Below are 14,421 nucleotides of genomic sequence, written 5' to 3' on the forward strand. Positions count from 1 at the left end.
ACCTGCTCCTATCGCATCGGCCGACCGGCGCGGTCAACCTTACGGGAATCGGGGCCCTGAACGGCATTTTCGATCCACCGGCGGACGCTTTCGGCGCCGTGGGGCGGGCAGGTCCATGTGCCGTCGACCTCGACCAGGCGCACGCCCGGGGAATCCAGCCAGCGCAGGACGCACTCCATCTCCTCGGCGGAGGCCCGTGGGGTCGCCCCGATGCCGGGGCGGACGGTCTCGGCGGTGGCGACGAGCGCCTCGACGTACGGGACGGGGTGGGCGTTCGGCGGGACGGTGCCGGCGGCCGCGAGCCGGCCGTGGCGGACGACGTGCAGCTCCCAGCCGCCGTCGAAGGCCGGGCGGGCCGCGACCAGCTGTGCGAGCCCGGCCAGGGCCGACAGGCGCTGGCAGCGGGCGGCGCCGCGGACGAAGGCGGCCAGCCGGTCGCGCTGGACGGCGGCCTCCTCGTAACGCAGCTCGGCGGAGAGCCGGTCGATGCGGGCCCGCGCGGCGGCGACGACCGGCCGGACGTCGCCCTCCAGGATCGTGCGGGCGAGGGACGCGTGCCGCACGTACTCCTCCGGCGGCTGGCGGCCCTCGCACGGCGCGCCGCAGCGCCCGAGCTCGCCCAGCGCACAGGTCGCGGCGCGGCCGCTCTCGATGAGCCGCAGGGTGAGCCGCTGGGTGCACTGGCGGAGGGGGACGGCGTCGTGCACGGCGGCGCGCGCCTCCTCGGCCGTGCGGACGCTGCCGAACGGGCCGAGGTAGGTGGCGCCGTCGTCGCGCACCTCCCGGACGATGGACAGCCGGGAGAACACCTCGGCGGTGAGCTTCAGCCAGACCGCCCGCTCCGGGTGGCGCGACCGCCGGTTGTAGCGCGGCTTGTGCGCCGCGATGAGCCGCAGCTCGCGGACCTCCGCCTCGAGCGGGCTGGCGCACACGATGGTCCGGACCCGGTCGGCGATCCCGATCATCTCGCGGACGTGGCGGCGGGTCTCCGACGCGGTGAAGTACGAGGTGACGCGGCTGCGCAGCCGGCCGCTCTTGCCGACGTAGAGGACCTCGCCGCGGGCGTCCTCGAAGAGGTAGACGCCGGGTGCGGCGGGCACGCCGTCGGCCAGGTGGCGCTTGCTGCGCTGCTCGGGCGTCGGCGCGCGGGTGAACCCGGTCAGCTCCTCCAGGGTGTCGACGCCGAACGCGCCGGCGCGCTCCAGCAGCCCGTGCAGGACGTCGACGGTGGCCTGCGCGTCTCTGAGTGCGCGGTGGCAGGGCTCGACGGTGGTCCGGAAGAAGCGGGCGAGGGTGGCGAGCTTGCAGTTGGGGACCTCGTCGCGGGTGAGGAGGCGGCGTGCGAGGTCGGCGGTGTCCACGACCGCCGGCGTCGGCCAGGGACGCTCCTGCGCGGCGCAGGCGGCCTTCAGGAAGCCGATGTCGAACGGCGCGTTGTGCGCGACCAGCACGGTGCCCCTGGCGAACTCCAGGAACGAGGGCAGGACCTCGCCGATCGGGGGAGCGGCCACCACCATCTGCTGCGTGATGCCGGTGATCACCGAGATGAACGGGGGGATCGGCATCCCCGGGTCGACCAGCGTGGCGAACTCGCCGACGACCTCGCCGCCGCACACCTTGACCGCGCCGATCTCGGTGATCGCGTCCTCCTTGGCCGAGCCCCCGGTGGTCTCGAGGTCGACGACGACGAAGGTGACGCCGGCCAAGGGGGTGCCGAGGTCATCGAGGGTGCCCTGCACGGCAGGGCCGACGGAGGCCATGGCGGCACCGTACGCGCGGCGACCGACAAACCCCTCGACGGACCGGTGCCGGATACTGCGGGGTATTCGTCGAGGGGATTGCGGACCGAAGGTCGCCGGGGCGTCTACGCTGGGCAGCGACGGCGACACGGAGCCCGGTGCACGCGTCCCGCACCAGCCCCACCCGCTCGACTCGTGAGGAGTAGATCATCGACACCGGCCCGGGCGAACACCTCGATCAGCCGCTCCCCGAAGCGGTCCGGCAGCGCGTCGTCGAGGCCGCGGCCGACGTGATCGGCGCGCTCCGGCCCGACGAGATACCCCTACCGCTCCGGCGCGTCGCCCGGTTCGAGCCGCGCCGCCGGGCCCGGCTCGCCGCCACCCTCATCGCGACCCAGCTCGAGGACGACACCGCCTTCCGCGAGCGCGTCGCCGACGTCGTACGAGAGAGCGAACCCGTGCTGGGCGAGGCGATCCTGGCGGGGACGGTGCCCCCGGCCGCCGACCCCGTCACCGTCGCCGCCCTCGCCTACCTACTCCGCCCTGCCGGCTGGGCGGAGCGGGTCGATACCGCGCGCCGCGACCTCGAGCAGTCGGCGACGGCGGCCGAGGAGGCGAAGGTCATCCGGCAGGTGGCCGAGCTGCGCGAGCAGATCGCCGCCGCGAAGGCCACCCGCTCCGAGGAGGCCGACCGGCTCCGCGCGGAGCTGCGCGACCTCCGCGGCGAGAACGCCGAGCTCCGCAAACGCCTGCACGAAGCCCGGGGCAAGGCCAAACGCGAGCACGCGCGCGCGGAGGACCTCGACCGCCGCCTCGGCGAGGAGCGCACGGCCGCGTCCGTCGCGGCGGCCACCGCCGAGGCCGAGCTGCGCCGGCTGCGCAGCCGCCTGTCCCACGCCGAGTCGTCCGCGGAGAACGCCCGGCGCGCCGCCCGGGAGGGCCGCAACGTCGACGAGGCCCGGCTGCGCGTCCTCCTGGACGCCCTCACCGACGCCGCCAAGGGCCTCCGCGACGAGATCGCGCTGCCTCCCGGCATCACCCGGCCCGCCGACAGCGTCGGGGGCATCACGCCGACCCGCCCCGGGCACCGCACACTGCCCGGGCGCGCCCTCGCCGACAGCGACCCCGCACTCCTCGACCAGCTGCTCACCCTCCCGCAGGTCCACCTCATCGTCGACGGATACAACGTCACCAAGACCGGCTACGGCGACCTGCCACTGGCCGACCAGCGGACCCGCCTGGTGTCGGGCCTGGGCGTGCTGCACGCCCAGACCAAGGCGGAGGTGACGTGCGTGTTCGACGGCGCGGAGCTGAACGCCCCGGTCGCCGTCCAGGCGCCCCGCGGCGTCCGCGTGCTGTTCAGCGCGCCGGGCCAGACCGCCGACGAGCTCATCGCCCAGCTCGTACGCGCGGAGCCCAGCGGGCGCGCCGTCGTGGTCATCTCCTCCGACCAGGAGGTCTGCGACTCCGCCCGGCGGGCCGACGCCCGGCCGGCTCCCTCATCCCTCCTCCTGCGCCGCCTCGGCCGCACCTGACGGCCTTTCGGTTCCTCGGTCAGCCTCGTTGCCTCGGCCGCCCGCTCCGCTCGCTGCGTCGTCCTCGCTGTGCCTTCTGGTCGCTCGGTCCTCCTCACTCGCTACGCGGGTGGCCTCGTGCCTCGGCCGCCCACTCCGCTCGCTGCGTCGTCCTCGCTCCGGGCCCTTTTGTCGGTGGGTCCTCTTAACGTCTCGTCATGACGAAGACACGAGGAGGAATTCGTGCTCATCGACTGCGAGAAGTGTGAGGTACGCAACGTCGGCTGCGACGATTGCGTCGTTTCCGCCATGCCGCTGATCCCGGCGTCGGGCCTGAAGATCGGGCCGCTGGAACGTCGGGCGCTGGGAGTTCTCGCCGCCGAGGGGCTCGTCCCGCCCCTGCGGATGACGATCTCCATCGACCGCGCATCGTGACGATTCGCGCGCACAGTGTTGCGTGAATGATATGAATTGCTAGAATTCCAGGAGAAGCGGTTGTTACCAGCGTGAGACTTGACTAGTCTCACGCGCTGAGCCGCTCGCTGGTTCGTCGCCCCCCAGGCGACGGCGACGGCCACCGCCGAGTCGTCACGTTCGGTGAGGTCGCCCGTAGTTCGGGCGCCAGCCTCTCACCGACACGACGAGCCGGGGAACCAGGTTTCCGGGGTGAATCGGAGCGCCACACGCTCCGTAGGGCGCCTTCCACGCCCGAATCCGTCAGCTAACCCGGTAGGCGGTCAGTGGGAGAGGGGCGTGCCGCAATCGTGGCAACACAGCGCAGTGCCGACGGCTCAGCCGTCGGATGGTCGGTGAGTGGCGGCATCGGCGGTCGCGTCCTGGCCACCCTGTGCATCGCCGCTTCGGCGGCCCTGGTTCTGCCCGTCGGCACGGCGGAGGCGAAGCCGAAGCAGACGCTGAGCCAGGCGAAGGCCAAGCTGACCAAGCTGAACTCACAGGCCGACCAGCAGGACAACGTCTACAACAAGGCCAAGTCCCAGTGGGAGGCGGCCGACAAGCGACTCAAGGCGCTGAACGCCTCGGTCAAGCAGCAGCGGCAGTCCTGGGCGGACCTGCGGGTCCGCGTCGCGCAGATGGCCGCGTCGCAGTACAAGAACGGCGGGAACGACGCGGACATCCCCACCCTGGTGTCGGCCAAGGACCCACAGTCCGTCCTCGACCAGATGTCGGCGTTCGCGCAGGTGTCGAAGAACCGCTCCACCGAGCTCACCCAGTTCCTGAACGCCGCGCAACTGCTGCAGCGGCAGGAGTCGCAGGCCAAGCAGGCCGAGACCGATCTGGCGCAGAAGAAGAACGCCGCACTCGCCGGCAAGAAGAACATCGAGAAGACGATCGAGCAGCAGAAGGCCCTGATCAAGAAGCTGGGCCCCGCTGCCGACACCGGTGGCGGCGGTGACGACAGCGGTCCGATGCCGAGCAACTGCGGCGGCGGCTACACGGGATCGGCGACCGGCAAGGCGCGCACCGTGCTGGTGTGGGCCTACAGCAAGTGCGGCACCCCGTACCTCTACGGCGGCAATGGCCCGCGCTACGACTGCTCCGGCTTCACGATGGCGGCCTACGCTGCGGCCGGTGTGAGCATCCCGCGCGTCGTCCCCGACCAGTACAACGCGACCAGCCGGGTCTCGCGGGCCAACCTGTCGCCCGGCGACCTGGTCTTCTTCGACAACCTCGGGCACGTCGGCATCTACGTCGGCGGCGGCAAGTTCATCCACTCGCCGCACACCGGGTCGTGGGTGAAGATCGACAGCCTGAGCAACGTCTGGTACAGCTCGCACTACGTCGGCGCGGGCGCGCTCTAAGGACACGATCACCATGGCCAAGGAGCGTACGATCATGTCCAGAACCGCGCGATGGTCCGTCACGACCGCCGGGTTCATCGCCGCCGCCGGGCTGTCCCTGCCCGCCGTTCCGGCGCACGCCGACCCCGCCTCCTCACTGGGCGGGGCGAAGAAGCAGCTGGCGAAGCTCAACGACCAGGTCGACCAGCTCGGCAACCAGTACAACAAGACCAAGGCGGACTACAAGGCCGCTCAGGGCCGGGTCAACGCCCTGGCCAAGTCGGTGCAGGCCGAGCGCAAGACGTTCCAGGCGCTGCGGCTGCGGGTCGCCCAGCTGGCCGTCGACGCCTACAAGACCGGGGACAACGGCTCGATCCCCCAGCTGCTCGGCTCGAAGGACCCGGACGCCGTGCTCTCGCAGATGTCGGCGTTCACGCAGATCGCGCACAACCGTTCGGCGGAGTTCCAGCAGTACCTCGCCTCCGCCCAGCGGCTGGAGCGGGAGCAGGCGCTGCGCGTGCAGGCGGCCCAGCAGCTCAAGACGAAGAAGACCCAGCTCGAGCAGCAGAAGTCGCAGGCCGACGCGGCCGTCAAGAAGCAGCTGAAACTGATCGCCAAGCTCGGCGGCAACATCGACCCCGGCAGCTCCAAGGAGAACTGCTCGATCCTCGCCTCGGGCAAGGCGGAGATCGTGCTGAAGTTCGCCTGTGCCCAGCTCGGCAAGCCGTACGTCTTCGGTGGGTCGGGCCCGAACGTCTGGGACTGCTCCGGGCTGACGATGGTGGCCTTCGCCAAGGTCGGCATCAAGCTCAACCACTGGGTGCCGGACCAGTACGACGCCAGCCAGCGGGTGTCCAAGGCGGACCTGCAGCCCGGCGACCTGGTCTTCTTCCACGACCTCGGGCACATGGGGATCTACATCGGCAAGGGCAAGTTCCTCCACGCCCCGCACACCGGCGACGTCGTGAAGATCTCCAACCTGAGCGACGCCTGGTACACCTCCACCTGGGTGGGCGGCGGCCGGCTGGTCTGAGGACCGCCGGACAACTGAACAGCGGACGCGGCAGGCCGGGCAGAGACCCGGTTCACCGGGGGCACGGAGCGCATCCGGCCCGCCTGTCACGTCATCGCGATCTTCCGCACCGGGGGACGGTGCGGAGTGTTACCTGCGGCGCACGCCATGCGCCGCTCGACCGGACGGGGTCTCCGCCAGAGGCGGCGCTAGGGACAGCGCCCTGATGGCGGGCCGGTTCCGGATTGTCAGAAATGCAGAGAAACGGTCATCACCGACGTGGTCCGACGGGGGCCGCGGGTGACCGTGAACGCCTAATCCGCGGGCACGCGGAACCGGGGACCCAACCGCGCACGAGCGCGGCTTCACGGGGGTGAATCGGGGCGCCTGTTCTCCCACAGGCATGCCGTAGGGCGGCTTCCACGTCCGAACCCGACAGCTAACCCGGTAGGCGTAGTGGAAGGAGAGACCCCTGTCTCGCAACCCCTCGACCGCTTCGTCCCTGCGCCTGCGCCTCGCCGGAGGCATGGTGGCCGCGGGTGCGGTCCTCGCACCCATCGCCCTGACGGTCCCCGCGGCGCACGCCGCGACCCCCCAGTCGACCACCGTCACGGCGCAGAAGAAGCACAAGTCCTGGAGCCAGCGTCACAAGGTCGGTCTGAAGGCGGTCTCCGTCGCGCGTAAGCAGATCGGCAAGTGGTACCGCTACGGGGGCTCCGGCCCCAGGACGTTCGACTGCTCCGGTCTGGTGCAGTACTCCTACCGCAAGGCGGGCGTCCGCCTGCCGCGCACCGCGGGCCAGCAGCACCGGCACATCAAGCTGCACATCCGCTGGCAGAACCTCGCCGTCGGTGACCTGGTGTACTTCAACTACAACAACCACACCGGGATCATCTCCAAGGTGAAGGGCCACAAGATCTGGATGATCCACGCGTCGCACACCGGCACGCAGATCAAGCAGGTCCGGATCGACAACAACAGCTACTACCGGAGCGAGTTCTACGGCGCGGCTCGCCCGTACTGAGCCGGCTGAACCGGCTCGATTCGCCGGGGTCGTCCAGGTGGGCGGCCCCGGCTTCTCAGTTTCGCCCGCTACTATCGCGCGCATGTCGTCGGCGGGCTCCGGGCAGTCACGGGTCGCCGCGCTGACCGGGGTGGCGATCGCGTTGAACCTGGTCACCGCGGTCGGCTACGTCGCGCTGCACCACGGCGCCGGCCGTACGGCCGCGTCGTTGCGCAGCGCCACGGCGGCGCCCACGCCCAGCACGGCCACGGTGACGGCCATCCTGCAGCGCCGTTCCCGCGCGGTCCTCGCCCATGACCGCGCGGCCTTCCTCGCCACCGTCGACCCGTCGGTCCAGGCGTTCCGCGCCGGGCAGGAGACGTTGTTCGACAACCTGACGAAGATCCCCCTGGCGACCTGGCGCGAGTCGCTCGCGGACACCCGCGCCGCGGCCGCTGCCGACGACGGCTGGACGGCCCGGCTGACGCTCACCTACCGGCTGGGCGGTTTCGACGCGGCCGACGTCGCCTACACCCAGTACCTCACCTTCGGCCGGAGTAAGGACGCGGGCTGGGTCGTGTCCGGCGACGGGTCCACGCACGGCCTGCGCGACGACCCGCAGATCTGGGACGGCGGCGCCCTCACCGTCATCCACGGCCGGCGAAGCCTCGTCATCGGCGAGGACGACACCGGAGTCGCGGACGGCACCGGTGCCACCGACGGCCCGGAGACGCGGACCGCCGAGCTGCGCGACATCGCCCGCCGGCTCGACACCGGCGTCGGCCTGGTCTCCGACGTCGTCGGCGACCGCTGGTCACGCCAGGTCGTCGCCTTCGCGCCGGCGACGGAGCAGGAGGCCGAAGAGCTCGTCGGCGACGTCCGGAACCTCGGCGACATCGCCGCGCTCGCCACCGTCAGCGGCACGGCGGGCGACTCGGAGCACGGCGCCGATCGCGTCATCATCACCCCCACGGCGTTCGACCGCCTGAACGGACTGGGACGGCACGTCGTGCTCACCCACGAGCTCGTGCACGTGGCGATGGGCGGCGCCCGCGACAGCCGCACTCCCATGTGGCTGATCGAAGGACTCGCCGACTACGTCGGTTACAAGAAGGCCGGCGTCTCGACGCGTGCGGCGGGACGCGAGCTCGCCGCGCAACTGGCCGCCGGTGACGTGCCGGCCGCGCCACCGGACCGGAACGCGTTCAGCGGCTCGGGCGAGCGCCTGTCCGCCGCGTACGAGGAGGCATGGCTGGCGTGCCGGATGATCGCGGAACGCTATGGAGAGGGTCGGCTGGTGCGGCTGTACCGGACCGCAGAGGCGGAGCCCGGCGACGCGGGCGACCCGCGGATCGAGGACCGCGCCCTGCGGGCGGTACTCGGCATACGTTCGAGCGAGTTCGCCGCGCAGTGGCGCGCCTACCTACGCAAGGAGCTCACGTGACCGAACCGGGCCATATGAAGCCCACAGTGGAGCCTGCGGCGTGGTGGCGGGGCGGTTGCCTGCGCGAGGAGCTCACGTGATGGAGCGGGACGGTATGAAGCCCACAGCGGAGCTTGCGGCGTGGTGGCGGGGCGGCTCTCTGCGCGAGGAGCTCGCGTGACGGAGCCGGGCGGTGCGTCGCCGTCCGCTCTCGTGTCCGATCGCGAACCCGGCCGCGCAGCGCCGTCGGAGGGCTCCCGGCGGACCGCCGCCGTCGCCGCGGCGGTGCTCGGCGCGCTGCTCGTCGTCGTGGCCGCGGTGGTGACGCCCTGGCATCCGCTGCCCGGCGGCCGGATCGCCGCCGACCCGGCGCTCGACTTCACCCGGGACCAGATGGCGCGCAGCGAGGCCTTCAGCGCCGCGCTGGATCCCCCCGCGTACGCCTCGCTCGTCGTCGGCCTGGTCGTCGTCCTCGGCCTGGGGCTGACGCCCTGGGGCGGCCGGCTGCTCGGCCTGGTCACCGGGTCACGCCGGTCCGCCACGGCGGGTGCGAACGTCCCGCTGTGGCGGCGGACCGTGCGGGTGGTCGCCGTCGCGGTCGTGCTCTCCACGCTGACCCAGCTCATCACGCTGCCCTTCGCCGCGTGGTCGGAGTCCGTGCTGCGGCGCTATCACCTGTCGACCCAGAACTGGGGGTCGTGGCTCACCGACCAGCTCACGGGCTTCGGGGTGAGCCTCGTCATCTGGATCGTGGCGCTCGTGGGGCTCCACCTGCTGATCCACCGCTTCCCCCGCCACTGGTGGGCGGCGGCGGCCGCGGGCGGGTTCCTGCTCGTCACGGCGGTCTCGTACGCCTACCCGGTCGTCGTCGAGCCGCTGTTCAACTCCTTCACCTCGATGCCCGCCGGACCGCTGCGGACGGATCTGCTCCGGATGGCCCGCGCGGACGGCGTGCCGGTCCGCGACGTGCTGGTCGCCGACGCGTCCAAGCGCACCACCACGCTGAACGCCTACGTCTCCGGATTCGGGTCGACCCGGCGGATCGTGGTCTACGACACCCTCCTCGTGTCGGAGTCGCCGAAGGAGGTCGAAGCCGTCGTCGCGCACGAGCTCGGCCACGCCAAGCGGAACGACGTGCTGACGGGGACCCTCGTCGGCGGCATCGGGGTCGCGGTCGGCGCGTGCGTCCTCTACCTGGCGATGACCTCGCCGCGGCTGCTGCGCCGCGCGGGCGTGCGCTCGGCGGCCGACCCGCGCTCCACCGCGCTGCTGCTGGCCGCGGTGACCGTCCTGACCCAGATCGCCGGGCCCGCGGAGAATCTCATCAGCCGCCGCATCGAGGCACGGGCCGACGTGCACTCTCTCGACCTGACGCGCGACCCGGCGACGTTCACGGCGATGCAGCGGTCCCTCGGCGTGACCGACCTCGACGACCTGTCGCCGAACCCGTTCGCCTACGCGCTGTGGAACACCCATCCTTCGGGGCCGGAGCGCATCGCGATGGGACGGGCCTGGGCGCGCCTGCACCACGTCCCCGTGCCGCCGCCCGCACGCCCCTGAACTTCGAGCCCAGGGGCGTACGGGCGGTGAGTGCGCCGGTTATTCGGTGACGGGGCTGGTGGTGGCGACGGCCGGGCGGGCGCCGAGCGGCCCGCCGACGGGCAGGGCGAGCCGGCCGCCCATTCCGTTCGCGACGCCGGCCGCCGAGGTGTACCAGGCGACCAGGGCGGTGAGGACGCCGATCCAGCCGCCGAGCTTCACCGTGCCGCTGCTGTGGGAGAGGTTGCCGATGAACAGGATGATCTCGGTCAGCTCCAGGGTGAGGAACACCCCGAACACCGCCGTGCTCACCTGGGTGCTCCACAGGAGCATGTACGTGTTGAAGATCGCGAACGCCAGCAGGATCCAGCCGAGGTCGTTCTGGACCAGGTCCTCCGGGTTCGCCTTCGTGGCCGCGGCCGTCGCGGCGGCCGTCGGCACGACCCAGTGGACGTACAGGGCCAGGCCGATCCAGAACCCGCCGTACGTCGAGAAGGCGGTGGCTCCGAAGACGTTCCGGTTGCGGAACTCCCACATGCCGGCGAGCAGCTGGCAGAGCCCGCCGTAGGCGAACGCGTATCCGAGCCAGGCGTCCGTGCCGTCGGTCCACCCGGCGTTCTTGGCGGAGAGAAGGAACGTGGTGAGGGCGAACGCCGCGAGCCCGAGCGGGGCGGGGTCGGCGATCCCGGATGGCGGGGTGGTCGGGGGTCGGGGGGTCTCGGTCATGGGTGGCTCCTCCTCGTCGTGAAGCTCCCACCGCCGTGCCTCGTCAGGTCCGTAACATCGCGGGCCCGGCGGGGATGGGCGGCCACAAATGACGCGCCTTAACACTAACTCCGTGTTTCGCATTGGTCACGGGGGCGCGTCAGGTCAATCCGATCACTCGTGCGATGCTGGCAATGATGAGGAAGACGCTCGTCGTGACCAACGACTTCCCGCCCCGGCCGGGCGGCATCCAGGCGTTCGTGCACAACCTGGCGGTCCGCCGGCCGCCGGGCTCGCTCGTCGTGTACGCGCCCGCGTGGGAGGGCGCGGCGGAGTTCGACGCGGCGCAGCCGTTCCCGGTGGTCCGGCATCCGACGACGCTGATGCTCCCCGTGCCCGCGGTGCTGCGGCGCGCCCGCGAGATCGTCCGGGCGGAGGGCTGCGACTCGGTCGTCTTCGGCGCGGCGGCACCCCTCGGACTGCTCACCGCGCCGCTGCGGCGGTCGGGCGTCGACCGGTTCGTCGGCATCACGCACGGCCACGAGGCGGGCTGGGCTGCCCTGCCCGGGTCGCGGCGGCTGCTGCGCCGGATCGGCGACGAGGTGGACGTCCTGACCTACCTGGGGGACTACACCCTCAGCCGGATGGCCCGCGCGCTGTCGCCCTCGGCGGTCACGCGGATGCGGCGGCTGGCCCCGGGCGTCGACGAGACGGTGTTCCGCCCCGGCGCGGGCGGCGAGGAGATCCGGGCGCGGCACGGCCTGGCGGACCGGCCCGTCGTCGTGTGCGTCTCCCGCCTGGTCCCGCGCAAGGGCCAGGACGCGCTGATCCACGCCTGGCCGCACGTGCTGCGCGCGGTGCCGGACGCCACCCTGCTGATCGTCGGCGGCGGCCCGTACCGCGCCGACCTGGAACGGCTTCGCGTCGAGCTGGGCGTCGCCCACGCCGTACGGCTGACGGGCGCCGTCCCCTGGGAAGAGCTGTCGGCGCACTACGACGCCGGCGACGTGTTCGCCATGCCCTGCCGGACCCGTCGGCGCGGCCTCGACGTCGAGGGGCTCGGCATCGTCTACCTCGAGGCGTCCGCCACCGGGCTCCCGGTGGTGGCGGGCGACTCGGGCGGCGCGCCCGACGCCGTCCTCGACGGCGAGACCGGCGTCGTGGTCGACGGCCGCTCCGTCCGCGCGATCGCCCAGGCCGTCATCGGCCTGCTGCGCGACCCGTCCGCGGCGCAGGCGATGGGCAAGCGAGGACGTTCCTGGGTGGAGCGAGAGTGGCGCTGGGAGGTCCAGGCCGCCCGTTTCTCCGCCCTCCTGTAACGACCATGGCGCAACCGGCGGTGGCCGCCCGCCGCGGGGTGATCGGCAGCCGCAGACCGCGCCCGCGGCCACCGGACCGTGGTGGCCGCCCACCAAGGGGTGATCAGCAGCCGCAGACCGCGCCCGCCGCCACTGGGGCGGTCAGGGGGTCGGGGGGCGTGCTGACCCGGCCGGTCGCGGTCTCGACGGCGAACCCCTCGCGCGCCCAGTACTCGTAGCCGCCGATCATCTCCTTCACCCGGTAACCCAGGCGGGCGAAGGTCAGCGCGGCGCGGGTCGCCCCGTTGCACCCGGGGCCCCAGCAGTAGGTGACGACGGTCGCGTCGTGGGGGACGAGCAGGGGCGCCCGCTCGGTGATCAGTGCCGTCGGCAGGTGCACGGCCCCCGGCAGGTGGCCCTGCGCCCAGGACTCGGTGCTGCGGGAGTCGACGACGACCAGGCCGGGCACGCCGGCCTCCAGGTCGGTATGGACGTCGGACACGTCCGTCTCGAAGGCCAGACGTGCGGCGAAGTGGCGGGCGGCCTCCTCCGGAGGAGCCGGCGCGGTGGCGAGAACATTCGACATGCCGACGATCGTGGCCGACGGCGTGCGTCCTCGGACAGTGGCGTGGATGCCGCCCATCGATAGGATCCCGCCATGCGGATCCAGCCGAAGCCCGGTGCGACGGTCGCGGTGCTCGCCTACGAGGGGATGTCCCCGTTCGAGACCGGCATCGTCACCGAGGTGTTCGGCCTGCCGAGGCCGGAGCTGGACGTGCCGTGGTACCGCCTGACGGTCTGCGCCGAGCGGCCCGGCCCGGTGCCCATCGTCGGCGGTGCGACCGTCCACACCGAGCACGGCCTGGACGTCTTCGCCGCGGCCGAGACCGTCATCGTGCCCGGCGTGAGCGACGTACGGGGCGAGTGCTCGCCGGAACTGGTGGCCGCATTGCGCCGGGCGCACGACGGGGGCGCCCGGATCGTCTCCATCTGCTCGGGGGCGTTCGCGCTGGCCGCCGCCGGTCTGCTGGACCACCGCCCGGCGACCACCCACTGGCAGTACGCCGACCTGCTGCGCCGCCGATTTCCGCTCGTCCGGGTCGATCCCGACGTCCTCTACATCGACGACGGCGACGTGTTGACCAGCGCCGGAAGCGCGGCGGGCCTCGACCTGTGCGTACACCTGGTCCGCCGGGACCACGGGCCGAGCGTCGCCAACGCGGTGGCGCGGCGGCTCGTCGTCCCGCCGCATCGCGACGGCGGGCAGGCACAGTTCATCGAGGCGCCCGTGCCCAGGGACGCCGGCGACGACCGGATCGCCCAGGCCATGACATGGGTGATGGCCAACCTGCGCGAGGAGATCACCGTCGACGTCCTCGCGCGTCGCGCGCACATGTCCGCCCGTACCTTCCTGCGCCACTTCGCGCGGTGCACCGGGACCAGCCCCACCCGCTGGCTGATCGACCAGCGCATCCAGGCGAGCCTGCCGCTCCTGGAGAAGACCGCCGCGCCGGTCGAGGAGATCGCCCGCACCGTGGGGTTCGCCAGTCCGGTCACCTACCGCTCGCACTTCGTACGGGCGATGCGCACGTCACCGTCGGCCTACCGCCGTGCCTTCACCGCGACGGTGTGACGGGGGTACCGCCGAGCGGACCGGGTTCGAATTGAGGCCGGAAACTGTCCGCATGGCAGCGTAGCGTCGTCTCCGACGGACGTTCCAGATGGCCACGGAGGCAGCGATCATGACAACGAACGGCGAGACCACCCTCACGGGCGAGCGGGTGGACCTCCTGGCGGGCCTGCGGAAGAGCCGGCACTTCCTGCGGTTCACGCTCCGCGACCTGACGGACGAGCAGGCCGCCCGGCGCACGACGGTCAGCGAGCTGTGCCTCGGCGGGCTGATCAAGCACGTCACCGACGTCGAGCGGCGGTGGGCGGGCTTCATCGTCGAGGGACCGAGCGCCATGGAGACCGGCGATCCGGAGGACTGGGCGGCGGGGTTCCGCATGGGCGAGGGGGAGACCATCGCCGGGCTGCTCGAGGCGTACGACGAGGTGGCGCGCCGTACCGAGGAGATCGTGGCCGCGCTGCCCGACCTGGACGCCACCCAGCCGCTGCCGGAGCGGCCGTGGTTCGAGCCGGGCGCCCGATGGTCGGCGCGCACGGTGCTGCTCCAAGTGATCGCCGAGACCTCGCAGCACGCCGGCCACGCGGACATCATCCGCGAGTCCCTGGACGGCGCCAAGTCCATGGGCTGAGCCGGTCGTGGATGGTCGTACGTGATCGCGGTTCGAGGCAGGGGCGCCGCCTTGCCGCCTCCGCGCGTGCAGCGTGATCTCCTATGGCACCGAGGTCCCGGATCGAATCCCCGCACGGCGACCGCGCCCGC

The 14,421-nt window shown here is 72.3% G+C and carries 13 protein-coding genes and 2 riboswitches; of the genes, 10 read left to right on the forward strand and 3 right to left on the reverse strand.

All coding sequences use genetic code 11. The features are described 5' to 3' along the window. Positions 1-8 precede the first annotated feature (8 nt). Complete coding sequence (locus AB0I04_RS02465) at positions 9-1,760, reverse strand: DEDD exonuclease domain-containing protein (protein WP_360877726.1); 1,752 nt, start codon at positions 1,758-1,760, stop codon at positions 9-11. 269 nt (positions 1,761-2,029) lie between these two features. On the opposite strand from AB0I04_RS02465, the gene AB0I04_RS02470 reads away from it, so the two are divergent. The 7 genes from AB0I04_RS02470 (at position 2,030) to AB0I04_RS02500 (ending at position 10,050) form a co-directional block, all read left to right on the forward strand. Next, positions 2,030-3,274 (forward strand): NYN domain-containing protein, encoded by a 1,245-nt coding sequence (locus AB0I04_RS02470; RefSeq protein ID WP_360877728.1) that lies wholly within the window; start codon positions 2,030-2,032, stop codon positions 3,272-3,274. Positions 3,275-3,496: 222 nt separating this feature from the next. Further along, entirely contained in the window at positions 3,497-3,688 is a 192-nt protein-coding gene (locus tag AB0I04_RS02475; protein WP_360877731.1) for a hypothetical protein, read from the forward strand. Between the two features lie 185 nt (positions 3,689-3,873). Continuing rightward, positions 3,874-4,005, forward strand: a riboswitch (cyclic di-AMP (ydaO/yuaA leader). Between the two features lie 57 nt (positions 4,006-4,062). Next, a complete protein-coding gene (locus AB0I04_RS02480) occupies positions 4,063-5,073 on the forward strand; it encodes an NlpC/P60 family protein (RefSeq protein WP_360877734.1) in 1,011 nt (336 codons plus the stop codon). Between the two features lie 34 nt (positions 5,074-5,107). Further along, entirely contained in the window at positions 5,108-6,085 is a 978-nt protein-coding gene (locus AB0I04_RS02485; RefSeq protein WP_360877737.1) for an NlpC/P60 family protein, read from the forward strand. 280 nt (positions 6,086-6,365) lie between these two features. Further along, positions 6,366-6,533, forward strand: a riboswitch (cyclic di-AMP (ydaO/yuaA leader). Between the two features lie 57 nt (positions 6,534-6,590). Further along, positions 6,591-7,088, forward strand: a complete 498-nt coding sequence (locus AB0I04_RS02490) for a C40 family peptidase (RefSeq protein ID WP_360877739.1) — start codon at positions 6,591-6,593, stop codon at positions 7,086-7,088. 82 nt (positions 7,089-7,170) lie between these two features. Next, entirely contained in the window at positions 7,171-8,511 is a 1,341-nt protein-coding gene (locus AB0I04_RS02495) for a hypothetical protein (RefSeq protein ID WP_360877742.1), read from the forward strand. Positions 8,512-8,667: 156 nt separating this feature from the next. Next, positions 8,668-10,050, forward strand: a complete 1,383-nt coding sequence (locus AB0I04_RS02500; RefSeq protein WP_360877744.1) for a M48 family metallopeptidase — start codon at positions 8,668-8,670, stop codon at positions 10,048-10,050. A 39-nt stretch (positions 10,051-10,089) separates the two neighbouring features. On the opposite strand, the gene AB0I04_RS02505 is transcribed toward AB0I04_RS02500, so the two are convergent. Next, positions 10,090-10,755 (reverse strand): acetate uptake transporter, encoded by a 666-nt coding sequence (locus tag AB0I04_RS02505; RefSeq protein ID WP_360877747.1) that lies wholly within the window; start codon positions 10,753-10,755, stop codon positions 10,090-10,092. A 176-nt stretch (positions 10,756-10,931) separates the two neighbouring features. Here AB0I04_RS02505 and AB0I04_RS02510 point away from each other — a divergent pair, with 176 nt between their 5' ends. Further along, positions 10,932-12,053: a glycosyltransferase family 4 protein gene (locus tag AB0I04_RS02510; RefSeq protein WP_360878789.1), complete on the forward strand. Its 1,122-nt coding sequence runs from the start codon at positions 10,932-10,934 to the stop codon at positions 12,051-12,053. Positions 12,054-12,156: 103 nt separating this feature from the next. On the opposite strand, the gene AB0I04_RS02515 is transcribed toward AB0I04_RS02510, so the two are convergent. Further along, a complete protein-coding gene (locus tag AB0I04_RS02515) occupies positions 12,157-12,618 on the reverse strand; it encodes a rhodanese-like domain-containing protein (RefSeq protein ID WP_360877750.1) in 462 nt (153 codons plus the stop codon). A 72-nt stretch (positions 12,619-12,690) separates the two neighbouring features. Here AB0I04_RS02515 and ftrA point away from each other — a divergent pair, with 72 nt between their 5' ends. Both ftrA and AB0I04_RS02525 read left to right on the forward strand, forming a co-directional pair. Further along, on the forward strand, positions 12,691-13,665 hold the full coding sequence (gene ftrA / locus AB0I04_RS02520; RefSeq protein ID WP_360877753.1) for a transcriptional regulator FtrA: 975 nt from the start codon (positions 12,691-12,693) through the stop codon (positions 13,663-13,665). Positions 13,666-13,774: 109 nt separating this feature from the next. Next, on the forward strand, positions 13,775-14,290 hold the full coding sequence (locus tag AB0I04_RS02525; protein WP_360877755.1) for a DinB family protein: 516 nt from the start codon (positions 13,775-13,777) through the stop codon (positions 14,288-14,290). The last annotated feature ends 131 nt before the right edge of the window (positions 14,291-14,421 follow it).

The sequence above is a fragment of the Actinoallomurus sp. NPDC050550 genome (assembly GCF_040655075.1).
GTDB lineage: Bacteria > Actinomycetota > Actinomycetes > Streptosporangiales > Streptosporangiaceae > Actinoallomurus.

What these genes read in the sequence shown, in the direction of transcription:
- AB0I04_RS02485 (WP_360877737.1), top strand. Translation starts at nt 5,108, where the DNA reads ATGTCCAGAACCGCGCGATGGTCCGTCACGACCGCCGGGTTCATCGCC.
- AB0I04_RS02525 (WP_360877755.1), top strand. Translation starts at nt 13,775, where the DNA reads ATGACAACGAACGGCGAGACCACCCTCACGGGCGAGCGGGTGGACCTC.
- AB0I04_RS02490 (WP_360877739.1), top strand. Translation starts at nt 6,591, where the DNA reads ATGGTGGCCGCGGGTGCGGTCCTCGCACCCATCGCCCTGACGGTCCCC.
- ftrA (WP_360877753.1), top strand. Translation starts at nt 12,691, where the DNA reads ATGCGGATCCAGCCGAAGCCCGGTGCGACGGTCGCGGTGCTCGCCTAC.
- AB0I04_RS02465 (WP_360877726.1), bottom strand. Translation starts at nt 1,760, where the DNA reads ATGGCCTCCGTCGGCCCTGCCGTGCAGGGCACCCTCGATGACCTCGGC.
- AB0I04_RS02510 (WP_360878789.1), top strand. Translation starts at nt 10,932, where the DNA reads ATGAGGAAGACGCTCGTCGTGACCAACGACTTCCCGCCCCGGCCGGGC.
- AB0I04_RS02515 (WP_360877750.1), bottom strand. Translation starts at nt 12,618, where the DNA reads ATGTCGAATGTTCTCGCCACCGCGCCGGCTCCTCCGGAGGAGGCCGCC.
- AB0I04_RS02505 (WP_360877747.1), bottom strand. Translation starts at nt 10,755, where the DNA reads ATGACCGAGACCCCCCGACCCCCGACCACCCCGCCATCCGGGATCGCC.
- AB0I04_RS02495 (WP_360877742.1), top strand. Translation starts at nt 7,171, where the DNA reads ATGTCGTCGGCGGGCTCCGGGCAGTCACGGGTCGCCGCGCTGACCGGG.